17 protein-coding genes and 2 pseudogenes are annotated in these 18873 nt (G+C 73.2%); 12 read left to right on the top strand and 7 right to left on the bottom strand.

The features are described from left to right. Positions 1–26 precede the first annotated feature (26 nt). On the top strand, positions 27–872 hold the full coding sequence (locus tag IGS69_RS04335) for a spermidine synthase (RefSeq protein WP_190897144.1): 846 nt from the start codon (positions 27–29) through the stop codon (positions 870–872). Here IGS69_RS04335 and IGS69_RS04330 read toward each other — a convergent pair. Then, the gene (locus IGS69_RS04330) at positions 834–2138 is read right to left on the bottom strand and encodes an MFS transporter (RefSeq protein ID WP_190897142.1); all 1305 of its coding nucleotides are present in this window, start codon (positions 2136–2138) and stop codon (positions 834–836) included. The two genes, IGS69_RS04335 and IGS69_RS04330, sit on opposite strands and share 39 nt — an antisense overlap. 155 nt (positions 2139–2293) lie before the next feature. After that, positions 2294–3304, bottom strand: coding sequence for a hypothetical protein (locus tag IGS69_RS04325; protein WP_190897140.1), 1011 nt, complete (start codon positions 3302–3304; stop codon positions 2294–2296). 174 nt (positions 3305–3478) lie between these two features. Here IGS69_RS04325 and IGS69_RS04320 point away from each other — a divergent pair, with 174 nt between their 5' ends. The 4 genes from IGS69_RS04320 to IGS69_RS04305 all read left to right on the top strand — a co-directional run bounded on the left by IGS69_RS04320 (position 3479) and on the right by IGS69_RS04305 (position 9892). Then, the gene (locus IGS69_RS04320; protein WP_190904374.1) at positions 3479–3916 is read left to right on the top strand and encodes a DUF4442 domain-containing protein; all 438 of its coding nucleotides are present in this window, start codon (positions 3479–3481) and stop codon (positions 3914–3916) included. Positions 3917–4676: 760 nt separating this feature from the next. Next, positions 4677–6539 (top strand): RICIN domain-containing protein, encoded by a 1863-nt coding sequence (locus IGS69_RS04315; RefSeq protein WP_190897138.1) that lies wholly within the window; start codon positions 4677–4679, stop codon positions 6537–6539. Between the two features lie 220 nt (positions 6540–6759). Next, the gene (locus IGS69_RS04310; protein WP_190897136.1) at positions 6760–9168 is read left to right on the top strand and encodes a phosphoketolase family protein; all 2409 of its coding nucleotides are present in this window, start codon (positions 6760–6762) and stop codon (positions 9166–9168) included. Between the two features lie 82 nt (positions 9169–9250). Beyond that, complete coding sequence (locus tag IGS69_RS04305) at positions 9251–9892, top strand: DedA family protein (RefSeq protein WP_190897134.1); 642 nt, start codon at positions 9251–9253, stop codon at positions 9890–9892. A gap of 12 nt (positions 9893–9904) precedes the next feature. Here the strand turns inward: IGS69_RS04305 and IGS69_RS04300 are convergent, their stop codons facing one another. Continuing rightward, the gene (locus tag IGS69_RS04300; protein WP_190904373.1) at positions 9905–10432 is read right to left on the bottom strand and encodes a gamma carbonic anhydrase family protein; all 528 of its coding nucleotides are present in this window, start codon (positions 10430–10432) and stop codon (positions 9905–9907) included. A 112-nt stretch (positions 10433–10544) separates the two neighbouring features. Here IGS69_RS04300 and IGS69_RS04295 point away from each other — a divergent pair, with 112 nt between their 5' ends. After that, on the top strand, positions 10545–11339 hold the full coding sequence (locus IGS69_RS04295; RefSeq protein ID WP_190897132.1) for an acyltransferase: 795 nt from the start codon (positions 10545–10547) through the stop codon (positions 11337–11339). A 180-nt stretch (positions 11340–11519) separates the two neighbouring features. Here IGS69_RS04295 and IGS69_RS04290 read toward each other — a convergent pair whose 3' ends face one another. Then, entirely contained in the window at positions 11520–12377 is an 858-nt protein-coding gene (locus tag IGS69_RS04290; protein WP_190897130.1) for a DMT family transporter, read from the bottom strand. A gap of 97 nt (positions 12378–12474) precedes the next feature. On the opposite strand from IGS69_RS04290, the gene IGS69_RS04285 reads away from it, so the two are divergent. Next, on the top strand, positions 12475–13047 hold the full coding sequence (locus IGS69_RS04285; protein ID WP_189593772.1) for an XRE family transcriptional regulator: 573 nt from the start codon (positions 12475–12477) through the stop codon (positions 13045–13047). Positions 13048–13090: 43 nt separating this feature from the next. Continuing rightward, positions 13091–13648, top strand: coding sequence for a YbaK/EbsC family protein (locus IGS69_RS04280; protein WP_190897128.1), 558 nt, complete (start codon positions 13091–13093; stop codon positions 13646–13648). 60 nt (positions 13649–13708) lie between these two features. Here the strand turns inward: IGS69_RS04280 and IGS69_RS04275 are convergent, their stop codons facing one another. Continuing rightward, on the bottom strand, positions 13709–14893 hold the full coding sequence (locus tag IGS69_RS04275) for a cation diffusion facilitator family transporter (protein WP_190897127.1): 1185 nt from the start codon (positions 14891–14893) through the stop codon (positions 13709–13711). Between the two features lie 61 nt (positions 14894–14954). Between IGS69_RS04275 and IGS69_RS04270 the strand changes: the two genes are divergently transcribed. Then, complete coding sequence (locus IGS69_RS04270; RefSeq protein WP_190897125.1) at positions 14955–15323, top strand: ArsR/SmtB family transcription factor; 369 nt, start codon at positions 14955–14957, stop codon at positions 15321–15323. Positions 15324–15338: 15 nt separating this feature from the next. On the opposite strand, the pseudogene IGS69_RS04265 reads toward IGS69_RS04270, so the two are convergent. Next, positions 15339–16579 (bottom strand): annotated as a pseudogene (locus IGS69_RS04265) (4-hydroxybenzoate 3-monooxygenase). A gap of 103 nt (positions 16580–16682) precedes the next feature. Continuing rightward, entirely contained in the window at positions 16683–17111 is a 429-nt protein-coding gene (locus IGS69_RS04260; RefSeq protein WP_190897123.1) for a CoA-binding protein, read from the bottom strand. Between the two features lie 146 nt (positions 17112–17257). Here IGS69_RS04260 and IGS69_RS04255 point away from each other — a divergent pair. The 3 genes and pseudogenes from IGS69_RS04255 to IGS69_RS04245 all read left to right on the top strand — a co-directional run. Continuing rightward, a pseudogene (locus tag IGS69_RS04255) lies at positions 17258–17512 on the top strand (ABC transporter ATP-binding protein); the annotation flags it as partial. Positions 17513–17614: 102 nt separating this feature from the next. After that, positions 17615–18331, top strand: coding sequence for a hypothetical protein (locus tag IGS69_RS04250; RefSeq protein WP_232543430.1), 717 nt, complete (start codon positions 17615–17617; stop codon positions 18329–18331). After that, complete coding sequence (locus IGS69_RS04245) at positions 18328–18870, top strand: SixA phosphatase family protein (RefSeq protein WP_190897121.1); 543 nt, start codon at positions 18328–18330, stop codon at positions 18868–18870. The genes IGS69_RS04250 and IGS69_RS04245 overlap by 4 nt, the downstream gene beginning before the upstream one ends. Positions 18871–18873 lie beyond the last annotated feature (3 nt).

The following is an 18873-nucleotide window of genomic DNA, read 5'->3' as shown; positions in this document are numbered from 1 at the left end:
CCTATGGGGCGCGACACAATGGGGCAGTGAACGAGCTGCTCCCTGTCTCCCGTGTCGTCGACTTCGGCACCGCCAAGCTCATGCCCGACGTCGACCGGGAACGGGCCTGGCTGCTCACCGTGGACGGGGCGCCGCAGTCCTATGTCGACCTCGACGAACCCGCGCACCTGGAGTTCGAGTACACGCGGCGGCTCGGGCATGTGCTGGACGTCGTGGCCGAGCCGGGGCGGGCGCTGGACGTGGTGCATCTCGGGGGAGGGGCGCTGACCCTGCCGCGGTACGTGGCCGAGACCCGGCCCGGATCGCGGCAGGACGTCGTCGAGGCCGACCGGGGGCTGCTGGAGCTGGTGTCCGAGCATCTGCCGTTGCCGGAGGGCGCGGGTATCGCCCTGCACGCGGCGGACGCCCGGGCCTGGCTGGAGCGCGCTCCCTCGGCCTCGGCGGACGTTCTGCTCGCCGACGTCTTCAGCGGGTCGCGGGTGCCGGCGCACCTCACCTCCGTCGCCTACGTCCGTGAGGCCGCGCGGGTGCTGCGGGGGAGCGGGGTGTACCTCGCGAATCTTCCCGACGCCGCGCCCTTCGCCTTCCTGCGGTCGCAACTCGCCACGCTCGCCACCGCCTTCGAGGAACTGGTGCTGATCGCCGAGCCGGGCGTGCTGCGGGGGCGGCGGTTCGGGAACGCCGTGCTCGTCGCCGGGCATCAGCCGGCCGACGTCGCCGCCCTGGCCCGGCTCACCGCCGCCGACGTCTTCCCGGCCCGGGTCGAACACGGCACGAGGCTGCGGGAGTTCATCGGGGGCGCGCGGGCGGTGCGGGACGAGGACGCCGTGCCGTCACCCGAGCCCCCCGACGGGGCGTTCGGCATCGGCTGAGGCACGCTCGCCGCCGCCCCGGGCCACCGGGGTGGTCCGGCGGCGCAGATTGCGGACGTCCGGTACGCACAGCACGGCCGCCGTGACCAGGACGACGAGACCGGCGCAGCCCCACAGGGCCGCCGTGCGGCCGACGGCCTCCTCCGCGGGGCCGGCCGCGGCCGTGGCGAGGGGGACCAGCGCGACGGAGCCGAACCAGTCGTACGCCGAGACGCGGGAGAGCTTGTGCTCGGGGATCTCCTGGTGCAGGGCCGTCATCCAGGAGACGCCGAACACCTCCACCGTCGCGCCGGCGACGAACATCACCCCGAACAGGACACCGATCGGCACCGGCACGGCGAGGGCGGCCGAGGGCAGGGCCAGGGGGAACACGCACAGGGTGCCGGCGAGGAGGAGACGGCGGGGCTTCCAGCGCGTCATGAGCAGGGCGCCGGCGACCGTGCCCGCGCCGAACGCGCCCAGGGCCAGTCCCCAGGGAGCCGCGCCGCCGAGGTGGTCGCGGGCGACGAGCGGGCCGTAGACCGCGTCCGCGGCGGCGACGACCGCGTTGGCGATGGAGAACTGGACGACGATGCCCCACAGCCAGGGGCGGCCGGCGAACTCCTGCCAGCCGTCCCGCAGATCGGCGATCAGGCCGCCGCCCGGCGCGCGGGGCGGGATGTGGCCGACGTCGAGGAAGGCCCGCAGCGCCCCGGCGAGCGCGAAGGCCGCCGCGTCCGCCGCGAGCACCCAGCCGGGCCCGATCGCCGCGACCATGGCGCCGCCCAGCGCGGCACCGCCGAGGACCGCGCCCTGCATCGCCATCCGGAACACCGCGAACGCGCGACCCGCGTGCTCGCCCTCGACCGAGGACATCAGCATGCCCTCGGCGGCCGGGCCGAAGAAGGCCTGGCCGGTACCGCCGAGCGCGGCGAGCAGCATCATGTGCCACAGCCGGGGCTCCCCGGTCAGCACCAGGACGGCGAAGGCCGCCTGCGAGAGGCAGTTCAGGACGTTGGCCGCGACCATCACCCGGTGCCGGGGCAGCCGGTCCGCGACGGCGCCGCCGATCAGCAGGAACAGCACGAGCGGCAGGGTCCGCGCCGCCGCCACCAGGCCGACGTCACCGCCGTCGCCGCCCGTTTCGATGACCGCGAACGCCGCCGCCACCAGGGCGCCGTGGCTGCCCAGGCCGGTGACGACCGCGGCGGCGGTCAGCAGGGAGTAGTTGCGGCCCGCCCAGGCAGGTCTTCGGGGGCTCCGGGAGGAGGCGGTCGGGGACGTCACCGGCCGACTATCGCCGCTGGAGGCCCGTCCTGCCAAACCGACTCCATCTCGGGCCGCCGGGTCTGCCGCGGGTACCCGAGGGGCTGACGCCCGTCACGACGCTCCGGTGAGACGGGCCCGCCCCTCGGCAGGGGCGGGCCCGTTGCGTTTCCGGGTCAGCCGCCGGTCGGCTCACCGTGCAGCCGGACCGTGCTGAGGATCTTCAGGACGGTCTTCTCGGGCACCTCGCCCTTGACGCCCTTGGCGCCGAAGAAGCTCCATGCGACGAAGTCACCGGCGGAGTTCTTGAAGCCGAACGTGATCGCCTTGCCGTCGCTCGCGCACTTGCCCGTGTCGGGCGTGTTCTCCGAGTGCGCCCAGGCGACGCTGCCCTTCACGCCCGAGGCGGTGGTGTACGGCTTGGCCTTGTCGTCGGTCTTGACGCTCTTCTTGTCCGGCTGGGTGTAGCCGCCGTACACCCACCAGGCCACCTGGTTGACCGCGACCTCGTCCGTGTCCTTGGCGCCGTCGGCACCCTTGGTGCCCGCCCCGGCCAGGGACTCGGTCTCGGTCCTGCCGTCCTTGTCGTCGTCGCTCGTGCACCACTCGGACTTGTAGAACGCCGGCGCCGACATGGTGATCAGCGGCTTGCCGTCGTCGGACTTCTCGTCCTCGAAGAACACGGACGACGTCGGGGACGCCACCTCCCAGTCGGCCGGGACGTCGAAGGCCGTGCCCCACTTGGGGTTGATGACGACCTTCCAGCCCTTGACCATGGGCTTGGCGTCCTCGCCGCCGCGGGGGTTGTCGCCCGTGGCGGGGGCGCTGGGCTCATCGGCCGACGGGCTCGACGACGTGGTGCCGCCCTTGCCCTTCGTGCCGCCGTCCGCCGTGTCGTCCTTGTCGCCGCCCAGCACCAGGAAGCCGGTGACACCGGCCGCCACGACCACGGCCGTGGCGGCGATGATCGCGACCAGCTTCGTCCGGCCGCCGCCACCGCCCTGCGGGGACTGCGGTGCGCCGGCCGGCGCGGGGGTGCCCCACTGCGGCTGCTGCCCATAGGGGTTGGGCTGCTGCTGGTACCCCGGCTGCTGGTACGGATTCGGCTGCTGGTACCCCGGCTGCTGGTACGGGTTGTTCGCTTGCGGGTTCTGCTCGCCCCCGGGCGGCTGCTGTCCTGGCCACATGAGCAGCCACCCTAGCCGCGCCCCGACACGATTCGGTCACTGCCCGTGGACGGAGACGTAGCAACTCGGGGGCAGGGCGGTGCGGATGTGGTGCGGACCGATGCGCCGGTCGTCACACCGGCCTGGCCAGCCGTCTCTACTCGTGAGTAACATGCGGCCATGAGCGCAGACCAGATGTCCATCGGCGAGATGCTCGCCGCCACGGTTCCCATGGCCCGCACGCTGAACCTCGAGTTCCTCGAGACCTCGCCGGAGCGAGCCGTGGTGTCGCTGCCCGACCAGGGCGACTACCACAACCACGTGGGCGGCCCGCACGCCGGCGCGATGTTCACGCTCGGTGAGTCCGCCAGCGGCGCGATCGTGCTGGCCGCGTTCGGAGACCAGCTCTCGCGCGCCGTGCCGCTCGCCGTCAGCGCCGAGATCTCCTACAAGAAGCTGGCGATGGGTGCCGTCACCGCCACGGCCACTCTGGGCCGCCCGGCCACCGAGGTCGTCGCGCAGCTGGACGCCGGTGAGCGCCCCGAGTTCCCGGTGACCATCGCCATCCAGCGGGCCGACGGTGCCGTGACGGGCGAGATGACCGTGGTGTGGACCCTGCGGCCGAACGGCTGACCAGTCGGTCGCCCGGGATCCTGCGGCCCGACGAGGTGGCTGCCCATGCCTGGCGGCCCGACGGCTGAAGAGTGGTCGCCCGTGCCTGGCGGCTCGGGGGCTGAAGAGTGGTCGCCCGTGCCTGGCGGCTCGGTGGCTGAAGAGGTGGTCGCCCGTGCATGGCGGTTCGATGACTGAAGAGTGGTCGCCCGTGCATGGTGGCTCGGTGGCTGATCAGGTGCCGCAGATGCGCGACCCCGGCCGGGTGCCGGGGCTTTCGCATGTCAGGCCGCCATGTCCCGGTGCCCGGGGCGCGCTCCGTCCAGCCCCCGGAGGAACCCCCTGAGCCGCGCGACGATCTCCGGCCCCGGGTCGGGCCGTTCACACGCCAGCCTGACCTCGGTGCGCAGGTACTCGGCCTTGTCGCCCGTGTCGTAGGGCAGGCGCGCGGAGCTGGGAGCGGGCCGAGAGCCGTATGGGAGCGCGCTGGGGAGTTGGAGATTTCGTGGACCAACCGCCTTTGTGTGCACACAACTTGCCGTGCCCGGCGGCCATGTTTTCGAAAGCCGGTACGGATACCGCCGGTAACAGATCTGAATTCCCCTCGTTTTGAATCTGCGTCATCCGAACTCCTTGTTACCTATCAGTCGTATGTGCGAAAGTGAGCCGCCTCACAGCCGAGTCCGCAGCTGACCCGGCTCAGGTATGCACCAATCACCCACCTGCTTTCCGACGGACGCGCACTTCGCATGCCGTTCTGCGGCTGGAAGGACATGGTTCCGTGCAATCCCCCCACCCCCCACGCCCGCCGTTCCCGCCACGACCTGGAGCGGGGCCCGCGGAGTCCGATCGCAATCTTCTCGCCCGGGTCGGCGAACCCGCCGAAGGGCCGCGCGCCGTCGCGCTGTTGCTGGCGCGGCACTGGCGCGCGGTCTACGAATACGCCGTGATCTGCCTCGCGGCCCCGGAAGACTCCGCGTCCATGGCGGCAGCCGCCGCCTTCCGCAGGGAACTGGCCCGGCCGGGCGGCGGCGCCCTGCGTCCGCGGCTGCTCACCGCCGTCCGGGAAACGGTCGGGGAGTGGGCCGCCGACGACGGCATTTCCACCGTGCTGCCGGAACTCCGCAAAACCGTCGGCGGGCGCGGTCTGCGTGCCGCCCGCCCCGGGACACCCGAAAGGCGGCGCCTCGCGGAGCGTGCATTCCGGAGCCTTCCCGGGGCTTCCCAATGCCTGCTCTGGCACACGGAGGTCGAGGCCGAGACCATATCCGTACCGGCCGGTCTGATCGGAGTGGACGCCGCCACCGCGTCGGCCGCCCTGGAGCAGGCGCGCGAGCAATTCCGGACCGGGTGCGTACGCGCGCACCGGGAACTCGCACCGACGCGGGAATGCCGCTATTACAACCGCCTGCTGGACGTTCCCATGCGTCGCGGCGGGGCCTTGCTGCCGGATGTGCAGCGGCATCTCATGGCCTGCCGCTACTGCCGCCACGCCGCCGAACAACTCAGTCATTTCGAGGGCGGTCTGGGAGACCTGCTCGTCGAGACGGTGCTCGGCTGGGGCGCCCGCCGCTACCTGGAGTCACGGCCGGGCCGCGACGCGGGCAGGGGCGCTCTGCCCGCGGGCGGACGCCACCGCCTCCGGCCCCATGACCTGCCGGCGACCGGCCGGCCCGGGACACCGAGGAGGCACACGAAGGCGCTGGCCGCCGCGGTCGGGGTGACCTCCCTCGTGCTGCTCGCCACCCTGCTCGCCGCCCGGGGCTGGACGGAGGAGAGCGGCACCGCCGGCCCGCACGCCACCTGGGGCGCGGTCAGCGGCCACTCCGTCGACCCGGACAGCGCGGGCCCCTCGTCCGTGGAACCGGACTCCAGCCGGTCCGGGTCCGCCGGTTCACCGTCGGCCGCCTCCGTCGGCGGCCCCGCCGAAGTGGGCCGGGGGCGGCTGCGCAACCTCGACGACGGCCGATGTCTCGACGTCCTGGGCGGGCGGGTCCGCGTGGACGCGCCCCTGGTGCTGGCCGCCTGCTCCGGGGGCGGGGCCCAGCAGTGGTCCTACCGGGACGACGGTGTCCTGCGCAGCGCCGCCGACCCCGCCCTGTGCCTGGGCTCGGACCCGGCCGAGGGCTCGGTCGTCCTGGCCGCCTGCCTCGTGCACGCCGGAGTCGTCCGCTACGACCTGACCGTGCGCGGCGAACTCCTGCCCCGCGGTGGCAAGGGGCTGGCCGTCGGCGCCGGCAAGGGCCGGGACGTGATCGTCACCGGCCGCGACGGGGCCGAGGCGCAACGCTGGGCACTGGAACCGGCCGCCGCGCCCGCAGGCCCGGGGGAGTCCCGGAAGAAGCGGGCCGAGGACGCTCCGCGGGAGAACCGTGGACAGCGCACGCGGCGACACCAGGACGCCCCGTCGGGACCGCCGGACACCACGTCCCGGAACCTGCCGCAGAAGCGCTACGAGACGAAGTTCGCGCAGGTCGGCTGCTGCGAGGACGCCGAGCCCGGCGCCGACGAGGAGGCCTCGGGGCCCGGCCCCGGCGTCCTCGGTCCGGCGACCGCGACCGTGGCGGACGCCGTGACGACGGTGCACTCCGTCGTGCCGGCGTCCGATGCCTCTACGGCAGTGCGCTCCGTCGCGTTGCCGTAGAAGTCGCGTTGCCGTAGAAGTCGCACTGCCGTAGAAGGGGTGCGGGGTCGCCCGGGTGGGCGACCCCGTGGTCACCGGATCTGCGTCCGGGACCGTACGCGAGCGCGGGGCGGGCCCGGACCGCGCGGGCGGCGAGGGCATGGCCGAGAGGCGCCTGGCATCGAACCGGAACAAACTGGTACTCCTCCTGAGTCCGCCCGCAGAACCCAGGGAGTCACCCATGCCCGAGGACCCGCGCCAGGACAGCAGGACCGACAGGAGGACCGACAGCGGGACCGCGCCCACCGACGAGGAGCTGCGCACGCTGGACGCCCACTGGCGGGCCGCCAACTACCTGGCGGCCGGTCAGATCTACCTGCTGGCGAACCCCCTGCTCACCGAGCCGTTGCGGCCCGAGCACATCAAGCCGCGGCTGCTGGGGCACTGGGGCACCTCACCCGGGCTGAACCTCGTCCACACCCACCTCAACCGGGTGATCAAGGCACGCGAGCTCGATGCCCTGTGCATCTGGGGCCCGGGCCACGGCGGGCCGTCGGTCCTCGCCAACTCCTGGCTGGAGGGCAGCTACAGCGAGAAGTACCCGGACGCCTCCCGTGACGCGCAGGGCATGGAACTGCTCATGCGGCAGTTCTCATTCCCCGGCGGCGTGCCCAGCCACGTCGCTCCGGAGGTGCCCGGCTCGATCCACGAGGGCGGCGAACTCGGCTACTCCCTCGCCCACGCCTACGGCGCCGCCCTCGACAACCCGGGCCTGCTGGTGGCCTGCGTGATCGGCGACGGCGAGGCGGAGACCGGCCCGCTGGCCGCGTCCTGGCACGCGAACAAGTTCCTCGACCCCGTCCACGACGGCGCCGTCCTGCCGATCCTGCACCTCAACGGCTACAAGATCGACAACCCGACCGTGCTGTCCCGTCTTCCCGAGGACGAGCTCGACGCGCTGCTGCGCGGCTACGGCCACGCCCCGATCCATGTCGCCGGGGACGAGCCGGCCACCGTCCACCGCGCCATGGCCGAGGCCATGGACACCGCGCTCGACCGCATCGCCGCCGCACAGCGCGCCGCCCGCGAGGACGGCGTGACCGAGCGCCCGCACTGGCCGGTGATCGTGCTGCGCACCCCCAAGGGCTGGACCGGCCCGGCCGAGGTCGACGGAAAACCGGTCGAGGGCACCTGGCGCGCCCACCAGGTGCCGCTGCCCGGCGTCCGCGACAACCCCGACCACCTGCGGCAGCTGGAGTCCTGGCTGCGCTCGTACCGGCCGGAGGAGTTGTTCGACGCCGAGGGCCGCCCGGTCGCGGACGTCCTCGCCTGCGTCCCCGACGGCTCCAGGCGGCTCGGCGCCACCCCGTACGCCAACGGCGGACTGCTCGTCCGCGCCCTGCCGGTCCCGTCCCTGGACGACTTCGCCGTCCCCGTCGACAAACCCGGCACGACGCTGCACGAGCCGACCCGGCTCCTCGGCGACCTCCTCGCCCAGGTGATGCGCGACACCGCCGACCGCCGCGACTTCCGCCTGGTCGGCCCGGACGAGACCACCTCCAACCGGCTCCAGGCCGTCTACGACGCCAGCGGCAAGACCTGGCAGGCCCCGGCCCTGCCCGTGGACGAGCACCTCGACCGGCACGGCCGGGTGATGGAGATCCTCTCCGAGCACCTCTGCCAGGGGTGGCTGGAGGGCTACCTCCTCACCGGCCGGCACGGACTGTTCTCCTGCTACGAGGCGTTCGTGCACATCGTCGACTCCATGGTCAACCAGCACATCAAGTGGCTGCGCACCTCCCGCAGGCTGCCCTGGCGCGCCCCCATCGCCTCCCTCAACTACCTGCTGACCTCCCATGTGTGGCGGCAGGACCACAACGGCTTCTCCCACCAGGACCCCGGCTTCGTCGACCACGTCCTCAACAAGAGCCCCGAGGTCGTCCGCGTCTACCTCCCGCCGGACGCCAACACCCTGCTGTCCGTCGCGGACCACGCCCTGCGCAGCCGTGACTACGTGAACGTGATCGTCGCCGGGAAGCAGCCCTGCTTCGACTGGCTGTCGATGGACGAGGCCCGGGTCCACTGCGCCCGCGGCGCCGGCATCTGGGAGTGGGCGGGCACCGAGGACGGCGCCGAGCCCGACGTCGTGCTGGCCTGCGCCGGAGACGTCCCGACCCAGGAGACCCTGGCCGCCGCGCACCTGCTCCGCCGCCATCTGCCCGAGCTGTCCGTCCGGGTCGTGAACGTCGTCGACCTCGCCCGGCTGCTGCCCCAGGACGACCACCCGCACGGCATGAGCGACTTCGAGTACGACGGCCTGTTCACCACCGACAAGCCGGTGATCTTCGCCTACCACGGCTACCCCTGGCTGATCCACCGCCTGGCCTACCGCCGCACCGGCCACCAGAACCTGCACGTACACGGCTACAAGGAGGCCGGCACCACGACCACGCCGTTCGACATGGTCGTCCGCAACGACCTCGACCGTTACCGCCTGGTCATGGACGTCATCGACCGCGTTCCCGGCCTCGCGGTCCGCGCCACGGCCGTACGCCAGCGGATGGCCGACGCCCGCACCCGCCACCACGCCTGGATCCGCGAGCACGGCACCGACCTGCCCGAGGTCGCCGAGTGGAGCTGGAACGCCTGAGCCGTGGGGGACGTCCTAGGAGCCGGTAGGCTTCCCGTGCAGGCAGGGAAGCTCGCAGGAAGCCCAGGGAAAGGAACCGGCGTTGCACGTCCAGGAGTGGCTCGAAACCGTACCCGCCGTTGCCGTCTACGCACTGGTGGGGCTGGTCATCGGACTGGAGAGCCTGGGCATTCCGCTGCCGGGCGAGATCATCCTCGTCTCCTCCGCCCTGCTGGCCTCCCAGCACGGCGAGATCGACCCCGTCGTCCTCGGCGCCAGCGCCACCGCCGGCGCCATCATCGGCGACTCGATCGGCTACGCCATCGGCCGCAAGGGCGGACGGCCCCTGCTGGCCTGGCTGGGCAACAAGTTCCCCAAGCACTTCAGCGAGGGCCACATCGCCACCGCCGAGCGCTCCTTCGAGAAGTGGGGCATGTGGACCGTCTTCTTCGGCCGGTTCGTCGCCCTGCTCCGGATCTTCGCGGGCCCCCTCGCCGGCGTGCTGCGCATGCCGTACTGGAAGTTCCTCATCGCCAACGTCCTCGGCGGCATCGTCTGGGCGGGCGGCACGACCGCGGTCATCTACTACGTCGGCATCGTCGCGGAGTCCTGGCTGAAGCGCTTCTCGTGGCTGGGCCTGGTCGCGGCGGTCCTGGTGGGCCTCACGTCCATGCTGGTGATCAAGCGCAAGGCGAAGAAGGCGCAGGAGACCCAGCAGGCGCAGCCCGTGGCCGCCGCAGAGTAGGGCGTCCTCCCGCTACGCGTGCACCTCGCGGTGCGCCTTCGCCAGCTCGGCGTACATCGTGCCGTTGAGGGTGACGCCCTGCTTCTCTTCCTCCGTCAAGGGCCGCTTGACCTTGGCAGGCACTCCGGCGACGAGTGACCCGGCCGGCACCACCATCCCCTGCGGCACCAGCGCCTGCGCGGCGACCAGTGAACCGGCCCCGATGACGGCGCCGTTCAGGACCGTCGCCCCCATGCCGATCAGACAGTCGTCCTCGACCGTCGCCCCGTGCACCACCGCGTTGTGCCCGATGCTCACCCGCTCCCCGACGGTCACCGGGAATCCCGGGTCGGCGTGGAGCGTGCAGTTGTCCTGCACGTTGCTGCTCGCACCGACGGAGATCGTCTCGACGTCGCCGCGCACCACGGCTCCGTACCAGACGCTCGCCCCCGCCCCCAGCGTCACGCCCCCGATCACCGACGCCGTCGGCGCCACGAACGCCGTCGCGTCGATCTCCGGCTCTCTGCCGCCGATCCCCGTGATCATCGCCCGCTGCGCCATGTCCGCCTCCCGAAACGTCGTAGACAACGCGCACACCGTACGCCACCCGGTGGGGTGAAGATCACAGGCCGCCGACGCCGCGGGCGGAGCTACCGCTGAGTACCGTGAGCTCGTGCCGAAGCGCAAGAACACGTTCTCATCCTGGCGGCGGAGCCTCACGCAGCGCGCTGTCCACGCGGGCTGGGCCTGGTTGCAGCGGACGGCCTCCGTCACCGCCGAGCACCCCGGCCGGTACCGCTTCGGCGCGATGGGAACAGGTACCAGACTCGCCTTCCCCCTCGGCACGGTCTTCGGCGAGCCATGGATCCATCTCGGCTCCCACTGCATCATCGGCGAGCAGGTCACCCTCACCGCGGGCCTGATGCCCGACCTCGACCTCGGCCCGGACCCGATCCTGCGCCTCGGCGACGGCGTCGTCCTGGGCCGCGGCAGCCACGTCATCGCCGACACGACGGTCACGATCGGCAGCGACTGCTACTTCGGCCCCTACGTCTACGTCACCTCCACGAACCACTCCTACGACGATCCGCACGAGCCGATCGGCAAGCAGTGGCCGCGGATGGAGCCCGTGGAGATCGGGCCCGGCTGCTGGATCGGCACGGGAGCGGTGATCCTGCCCGGCGCCCGGATCGGGCGGAACGTGGTGGTGGCCGCGGGTGCGGTCGTACGGGGCACGGTGCCCGACCACGCCGTGGTGGCGGGCGCGCCCGCCCGCGTCGTACGGCGCTGGACCCCTGCCGACGGCTGGCAGCCACCGCTGCGCACGCCCGCGCCGGTGCCGATACCCGACGGCGTCACCCCCGAGCAGCTCCGAGCACTGTCGGGCCTGGACGAAGAGACGGCGGCCCGGCTGGCGGAGCTGGACGAGGAGGCGCCGGGACTCGCGGAGCTGGAGCCGGGGGCCTGAACCACCGGGTTCACCCGGGGTCAGGAGGCTTGGGGGGCGTTGGGTCGCCCGGTGGCACGAGCCTTCGGTAACGGTCGGTTCGCCCGGTGTCATGACCCCCGCAGCCGGGTTCCCCGGTGTTCACGACACCCCGCAGCCGGGTTCCCCCGGTGTCACGACATTCCGCCGTCGCGGCCGGGTTCAGCCCGAGGCCAGCAGGACCGTGCCCACCAGGGCCAGGCCCGCTCCCGCGGCCTGTACCGCCCGCAGCCGTTCGCGCAGGATGCCCCGTGCCGCCGCGGCCGTCACCACCGGGTACAGGGAGGCCAGCACGGCTGCGACCGTCACCGGGCCGTGCTGTGCCGCGATCGAGTACGTGCCGTTGGCGGCGACGTCCGCGAGGCCGACGAAGGCGAGGGCGGGCAGGGCGCGCCAGGGGAAGCCGTCCGCCGGAAGGGCCGGCGCCCCGCGTCGCACGGACACGAACAGCGCAAGACCGCCCGCGGCGACGTTCGTCACCCGCTGCACGAACAGGGCGAGGAACAGGCCGGTCAGTGTCGTCGACGCCTCGGCGATCAGGGCCATCACCGCGCCGAAGCCGAACGCCGCGAGCAGCGTCAGGGCGATGGCCTGCCGCTGGACGGGAGCGCCGCGGAACTGGGGACCGCCCGCGAGGCACACGCCGGCCACGGCCACCAGGATGCCGGTGAACTGCAGCAGGCCGGGGCGCTCGCCCAGCACCAGTCCCACCCCGACCGGCACCGCCACGCCGATCGACCCGAGCGGCGAGACCACGCCCATCGGCCCCAGCGCGAGCGCCTTGTAGAAGGCGAGCATCGCCACCGGACCGACCAGCCCGGCCGCCACGGCGAACCACAGCTGCGGCCCCGCCTCGCTCCACCCGCCGGTCGCCACCACGACCGCGCCGAGCACCACGACCGCGATCGACTGCGACACCACGACCACCGTGAGCGCGGGCGCGCGCCGGGTCAGCAGACCGCCGCCGAAGTCGGCCAGCCCCCACAGCAGGCTGGTGGCCAGGGCGAAGAGCGCTGTCATGGGACGGATACCTCGCAGTACAGTTCAGTGAACGATCAGGTCAACCACATCATAGTGCAGCGCGTTGCACTATGTCATACAGAATATTGGACGGAATGTGTCGGACCTCGACCTGCTGACCCAGTCCCTGGCGCGGAGCGTCAAGCACTGGCGCGCGGTACGCGGCTTCACCCTGGACGTGCTCGCCGCCCGCGCGGGCGTCAGCCGCGGCATGCTCATCCAGATCGAGCAGGCCCGCACCAACCCCAGCCTCGGCACCGTCGTCAAGATCGGCGACGCGCTCGGCGTCAGCATCACGACCCTGCTCGACTACGAGCAGGGCCCGAACGTGCGCGTCATCCCGGCCGACCAGGCCGTACGGCTCTGGCACACCGACGCCGGCAGCTACAACCGGCTGCTCGCGGGCACCGAGGCGCCCGGCCCGCTGGAGATGTGGGACTGGCGGCTCATGCCCGGCGAGAGCAGCCCGTCGGACCCGCACCCCGCCGGCACGACCGAGCTGCTCCATGTCACGGCGGGCGAACTGACCCTCACCGTCGACGGCGTCGAGCACCGCGTGCCCGCCGGCGCCAGCGTCCACTTCGAGGCCAACGTCCCGCACACCTACGGCAACACCGGCGACGCCCCCATGGAGATGGTCATGGCCGTCTCGGTGCCGCCCGTGACCTGAGACGCCCGGGACACCGCCGGACCGCTGTTGTTAGCGTGCGGTCATGCGCGCACCCATCGGACACTTCGACGACGCCCGGCCGGCCCCCGCCTGCCTCGACGAACTCACCGGCCCGGTCGCCGAGGCCGTACGCCACTGGCAGGGCGGCGTCCCCGCCGAGCAGATCGTCTACGTCGACACCGACCCGGAGTGGGCCGACACCGCCACCTTCGTGGAGCACTACGGGCGGGATCTGCTGGAACGGTCGGCGAACTGCGTGGTGGTCTCGGGCAAGCGGGGCGGCGAGTCCACGCTCGCGGCATGCGTCGTGCTGTCCACCACCCGGGTCGACGTGAACGGCGTGGTGCGCCGCCGGCTCGGTGCCCGCAAGGCCTCCTTCGCCTCGATGGACACGGCGACCGGCGAGACCGGCATGGAGTACGGCGGCATCACCCCGCTCGGGCTGCCGGACGGCTGGCCCCTCCTGGTGGACGCCGCCGTCGTCGACCTGCCGTACGTGCTGGTCGGCAGCGGGCGGCGGCGCGGCAAGCTGCTGGTCCCGGGCAAGGCCTTCGCCGAACTGCCGCACGCCGAGGTGCTGGAGGGGCTCGGGGTCTCCTGACCCGACGCCACGATGAGCCGGCCGGCGGTGGAGGCGGCAGCAGGTCCCGGGTCTCCCGGCCTACGCCGCGATGTGGTGGGCCAGCGGCAGATGGGGGTCGCTCTCGCCGGGGGCCGGCTCGGGGTCGGCGTGCACCAGGGCCGCGGTCAGCCGGGGTACCTCGTGCAGCAGCGCGTGCTCGGCGTCCACGGCGATGCGATGGGCCTCGCGCACCGTCGCGTCGCCGTCCACCACGACCGCCACCTCGGCGCGCAGCCGGTGGCCGATCCAGCGCAGCCGCAGCTCACCCACCCCACGCACCCCGGGCACCTCTCTCAGCGCCCGCTCGGCGCGGTCCACCAGGGCCGGGTCGACGGCGTCCATCACCCGGCGGAACACCTCCCGGGCCGCGTCCCGCAGCACCAGCGCGATCGCCGCGGTGATCGCCAGCCCGACGACGGGGTCGGCCAGGTGCCATCCGAGGGCCGAGCCGCCCGCGCCCAGCAGCACGGCCAGGGAGGTGAAGCCGTCGGTGCGGGCGTGCAGCCCGTCGGCGACCAGCGCGGCCGAGCCGATCGAGCGGCCGACGCGGATGCGGTAGCGCGCCACCCACTCGTTGCCGGCGAAGCCGACGAGGGCGGCCACGGCGACCGCCGGGACGTGCTGGACCGGGCGCGGATCCAGCAGCCGGTCCACGGCCGTCCACCCCGCGAAGGCCGCGGACGCGGCGATCGTCAGCACGATCACGAGACCGGCGAGGTCCTCGGCCCGCCCGTAGCCGTAGGTGAAGCGGCGCGTGGCCGCGCGCCGGCCCAGCACGAAGGCGATCCCGAGCGGGACGGCGGTCAGCGCGTCCGCGGTGTTGTGCACCGTGTCGCCGAGCAGGGCCACCGACCCGGAGAGCACCACCACGACCGCCTGCGCCAGTGCCGTCACGCCGAGGACGACGAGCGAGACCCAGAGGGCCCGCATCCCGCGGGCCGAGGACTCCAGAGCGGAATCGACCTTGTCGGCCGTCTCGTGGGAGTGCGGGGCGAGGAGATGGGCCATCCGGTGGCGCAGGCCGTGCCGGTGGCCGTGATCGTGCCGGTGCTCGTGGCCGTCGTCGTGCCCTCGGTCGTGACGGTGCCCCCGGTCGTGCCGGTGCGCGGGGGAGTGGCCGGGCGGGTTCCCGTGATCGTGCCCGTGGTCGTGCCCCGGCGGGTTTCCGTGATCGTGCCCGGGAGTGTGCTCATGAGGGTGGGCGTGCCCGTGCCGGTCGCTCACGTGGATCCCCTTCCGGTGCGCGAGAGTGGACGTACCCGTCCCGTGGCGCCATTATGTGCGTATGAGCGCACGCATGCACCTGTCATCTGCGGATGATGCGCATGAGGCGCATCCGCGCAGTCCCGGCGAGGAGCAGTTCGCGCTCGCCGCCGAACTGCTGGCCCTGCTCGGGGACCGGACCCGGCTCGCCCTGCTGCACGCGCTGACCGGGGGAGAGGCCGACGTCACGACGCTCACCGAGGCGTGCGGGGCGGCCCGGCCGGCCGTCAGTCAGCACTTGGCGCGACTGCGCCTCGCGGGCCTGGTGGACACGCGCAAGGAGGGCCGCCGGGTGGTCTACTCACTGCGCGACGGCCATCTGCGCCGGCTCGTCGACGAGGCGCTGAACGTGGCCGACCACCGGCTCAGCGACCGGCCCCCGCACGACTGAGCACGGCTCGCTCGCTCAGTAGCGCGCCGCCGTCCCGAGGTACTGCTCGGCGAAGGCGGCGGCCGCCGTGGGCGAGGTGAACAGACGGCGCAGCCGGGCGAGCGCGGTGCCCGCCCGGAACGGATCGCCGGCCGCGGCGCCGTGGTAGACCTCGGACAGCCACTGCGAGAACTCCTGGTAGTCCCACACGCGCCGCAGACACGCCTGCGCGTAGCCGTCGAGGCCGCCGCCGTCACCGGTGGTGAGCCGCGCGACCAGGGCGTCGCCGAGCAGGAAGGCGTCGTGCAGGGCGAGGTTCATGCCCTTGGCGGCGATCGGGGCGACCAGATGGGCCGCGTCGCCGGCGAGGAAGAGCCGGCCGTGCACCATCGGCTCGACCACGTAGTCGTGCATGTCCAGCACGCGCCTCTCGATCAGCCGGCCCTCGGCCGGCGGCGGCGCACCTGCCGCCCCGAGCCGTGCGCGCAGCTCAGGCCAGACGCGCTCGTGCGGCCAGTTCTCCACGTCGTCGCCCGGCGGGCACTGGAGGTAATAGCGGGTCACCTCCGGGCTGCGGGGCATCTGGCCTGCGAAGCCGCGCTCGTGGCAGCCGAACAGCACGCAGTCGGTGGACGGAGGTGCCTCGGCGAGCAGGGCCAGCCAGCCGATGCCGTAGTCGTGCCGCGCGATCCTGACCCGCTCGGCCGGGAGCGAGGCCCGGCTCACCCCGCGCGCCCCGTCGCAGCCCGCGACGAAGTCGCAGTGCACGAACTGGAGTTGACCCGTCTCGGGGCAGGTGTACGACACCGACGGCCGGTCGCCGTCGACGTCGTGGACCCGTACGTCCCGGACGCCGAAGCGGATCGCGCCGCGGCGGACGTCGGCGTACTCGTGCACCAGGTCCGTCACCAGCAACGGCTGCGGGTAGACGAAGTGATGACTGCCCGTCAGTTCGCCGTACGGGAACCGGTACCGCTCCCCGTCGAAGCGGAACTCGCACGCGGTGTGCAGCTCCGCGCGGTCCAGCAGGTTCCGGGCGAGGGATCGGCCACCGCAGGCCGCCGCTTCTCCAGGCCCCGCACGGCCCATTCCTCGATGACCCCGGCCCGGGGCCGCTGTTCGACGAACTCCCGGCTCTCGGTCTCCAGCACCAGGCAGTCCACGGACGCGGCCCGCAGAATGTTGCCGACAGTCAGACCCGCGGGGCCGGCACCCACGACGACGACCGCAAAGCGTTGCGGGGCGCCGGAGTTGACGGGAGGCGGGGGCTGGGTCATGCGCACAGTATGGAGGCCGGTCGGTGGACGGGCACCTCCGCGACGGCCGCCTCCTCGATGCTCCGCCCGACCTCCCCGGACGGGGAGGCCGAGGCCCGGGCCTTCAGGGTTTCCGTACGCCGTGATGGGACAGCCGTGGGATCTCGATCGCCGGGCAGCGGTCCATCACCATCTCCAGGCCCGCCGCGCGGGCCCGGTCGTACGCCGCCTCGTCGATGACGTCGAGCTGGAACCAGACGCCCTTCGCGCCCTTGGCGACCGCCTCGTCCGCGACGGCTCCGGCGAGGTCGCTGTTGACGAACACGTCGACGACATCCACGTCGAAGGGGATGTCCGCCAGGCTCGCGTAGCCCTTCTCCCCGTGCACCGTCTCCGCCTTCGGATGCACCGGCACCACGCGCTTGCCGAAGCGCTGGAGCACCGCGGCGACGCCGTACGCCGCGCGCCGCTGGTTCGACGACAGGCCCACCACGGCCCAGGTGTCGCCGAGCTCGGTGAGGATCCTGCGGACCGTTGCCTCGTCGCCGTACACCGGCGGCCTCCTCGGAAGTCGTGAACGAACTGCTCCTCGTGCAACGGCGGCGGTCGCGCGGTGATTCCCCGGCCGGCCTCCGTGACAGCTTGCCGAGGCCATTCGAACCCATGGACGTGGGTCACGGAATCCGGTGCAAATCCCACCACCAGCTGGACCTCCTCACCCTGGTCACGGGCCTGCCGGTCACCACGGTCGTCGCCCTGCACGACCTCAACCTCGCGGCGATGTACTGCGACCGGGTCGTCGTGCTGTCCGCGGGGCGGGTCGTGGCCGCCGGCACTCCCGGCGACGTCCTCACGGCCGAGCTCGTCGCCGACGTCTATGGGGTGCGGGCCGCCGTCGGCCCCGACGGGCCCGAGGGCAGGCCTCATGTGCGGTTCCTGGGCACGCTGCCCTGACAGGAGCGGCCGGACCCACCGCGGGCGGGGCCGATCGCGCCACGGCGGCCGGAAACGCCGAACCTGCCCGCGCATGCCCGCCCACCCGCCTACGCTCGCCTCGTGCTGCGCATCATCGACGCCCGAACCCGCGAGCCGGTCGACGCCGCCCCGGCCCGCCGGGGCCTGACGCGTGTCGAGGTGCACGCACCCGGCTCCGACACGACGAACCTGCGCGTGCTGCTCGTCGGGGACCTGCTGGTGCGGACCCTGGAGCTCGGCGGCACACCCGTGTGGGCGCTGCTGACCGGTGGCCACCGGCAGGCAGAGCTGCGCGCGGACGCCACGACGCTCGGCATCCGCCCCTTCGAGGACGGCCCCGCCCTCGGTGCCGGACTCGGCGAGTCCCAGGTCGTCCACGTCACCGCCGAGGACGGCGCGGCACCCGACGGGGTGCGGATCGCCGTCGCACCCGCGGAGCCGGGCCCGCCCCACCCCTGTGACCCCGCCGTCCTGCGCCTCGCCCTGCTCAGCCGGCACCACGGCACCCCCCTCCGGCTGGAGGCGGCCGCACTCGACGACGCCCACGCCACCCTCGCCCGCTGGCGCGGCGCGGTCGCCCGCTGGGCCCGGCAGCCCTCACGGCCGGTCCCCGACGACGTGCGCGGACGGCTGCGCGACGCCTGGGACGACGACCTGGACGTCCCGCGCGTACTGGACGTCCTGCGTCAGGTCGAGACCGCGCCGGAACTGCCGGACGGCGCCCGCTTCGAGACCTATGCCTACGCCGACCGGCTCCTCGGCCTCGACCTCACCCGCGACCTGGGATCAACGTCATGATCGAACGCTCCGAGGCGGGCCCGCTGCGCCGCCTGATCGTGCTGCGGCACGCCAAGTCCACCTGGCCCCTGGACGTCGTCGACCACGAACGCCCCCTCGCCCCGCGCGGCCGCCGGGACGCCCCCGCGGCCGGGCGCGCCCTGGCCGACGCCGACCTCCTGCCCGACCTGGCGCTGTGCTCCACCGCCGTCCGCGCCCGGCGGACCTGGGACCTCGCCGCCGCCGAGTGGGGCACGCCCCCGCCGGTCCGGCACGACCGGCGGCTGTACGCCGCCGGACCCTCCGGCCTGCTGGCCGTGGTGCACCAGGTGCCCGCCGCGGTGGAGACGCTGCTGTTGCTCGGGCACAACCCCGGCCTGGAGGAACTGGTCCTGGCCCTCGCCGGCGACGGCCTCGACGACACCCTGGAGCAGGTCCGCACGAAGTTCCCCACGTCGGCGATCGCCGTCCTGGCCTGGCGCGGCACGGCCTGGCGGGAGCTCGCCCCCGGCAGCGCGCTGCTCACGTCCGTGACCGTGCCCCGGGGCGCCAAGAAGTAGCCC

It is taken from the genome of Streptomyces tuirus, from assembly GCF_014701095.1.
In the GTDB taxonomy this organism is placed as follows: domain Bacteria; phylum Actinomycetota; class Actinomycetes; order Streptomycetales; family Streptomycetaceae; genus Streptomyces; species Streptomyces tuirus.
The sequence above is the reverse complement of the archived record's forward strand: the minus strand, read 5'-3'. Positions and strand labels throughout refer to the sequence as shown.

Coding starts and splice junctions, on each gene's coding strand:
- IGS69_RS04325 (WP_190897140.1), bottom strand. CDS start 3,304: ATGTGGCCAGGACAGCAGCCGCCCGGGGGCGAGCAGAACCCGCAAGCG.
- IGS69_RS04320 (WP_190904374.1), top strand. CDS start 3,479: ATGTCCATCGGCGAGATGCTCGCCGCCACGGTTCCCATGGCCCGCACG.
- IGS69_RS04310 (WP_190897136.1), top strand. CDS start 6,760: ATGCCCGAGGACCCGCGCCAGGACAGCAGGACCGACAGGAGGACCGAC.
- IGS69_RS04300 (WP_190904373.1), bottom strand. CDS start 10,432: ATGGCGCAGCGGGCGATGATCACGGGGATCGGCGGCAGAGAGCCGGAG.
- IGS69_RS04290 (WP_190897130.1), bottom strand. CDS start 12,377: ATGACAGCGCTCTTCGCCCTGGCCACCAGCCTGCTGTGGGGGCTGGCC.
- IGS69_RS04280 (WP_190897128.1), top strand. CDS start 13,091: ATGCGCGCACCCATCGGACACTTCGACGACGCCCGGCCGGCCCCCGCC.
- IGS69_RS04270 (WP_190897125.1), top strand. CDS start 14,955: ATGAGCGCACGCATGCACCTGTCATCTGCGGATGATGCGCATGAGGCG.
- IGS69_RS04245 (WP_190897121.1), top strand. CDS start 18,328: ATGATCGAACGCTCCGAGGCGGGCCCGCTGCGCCGCCTGATCGTGCTG.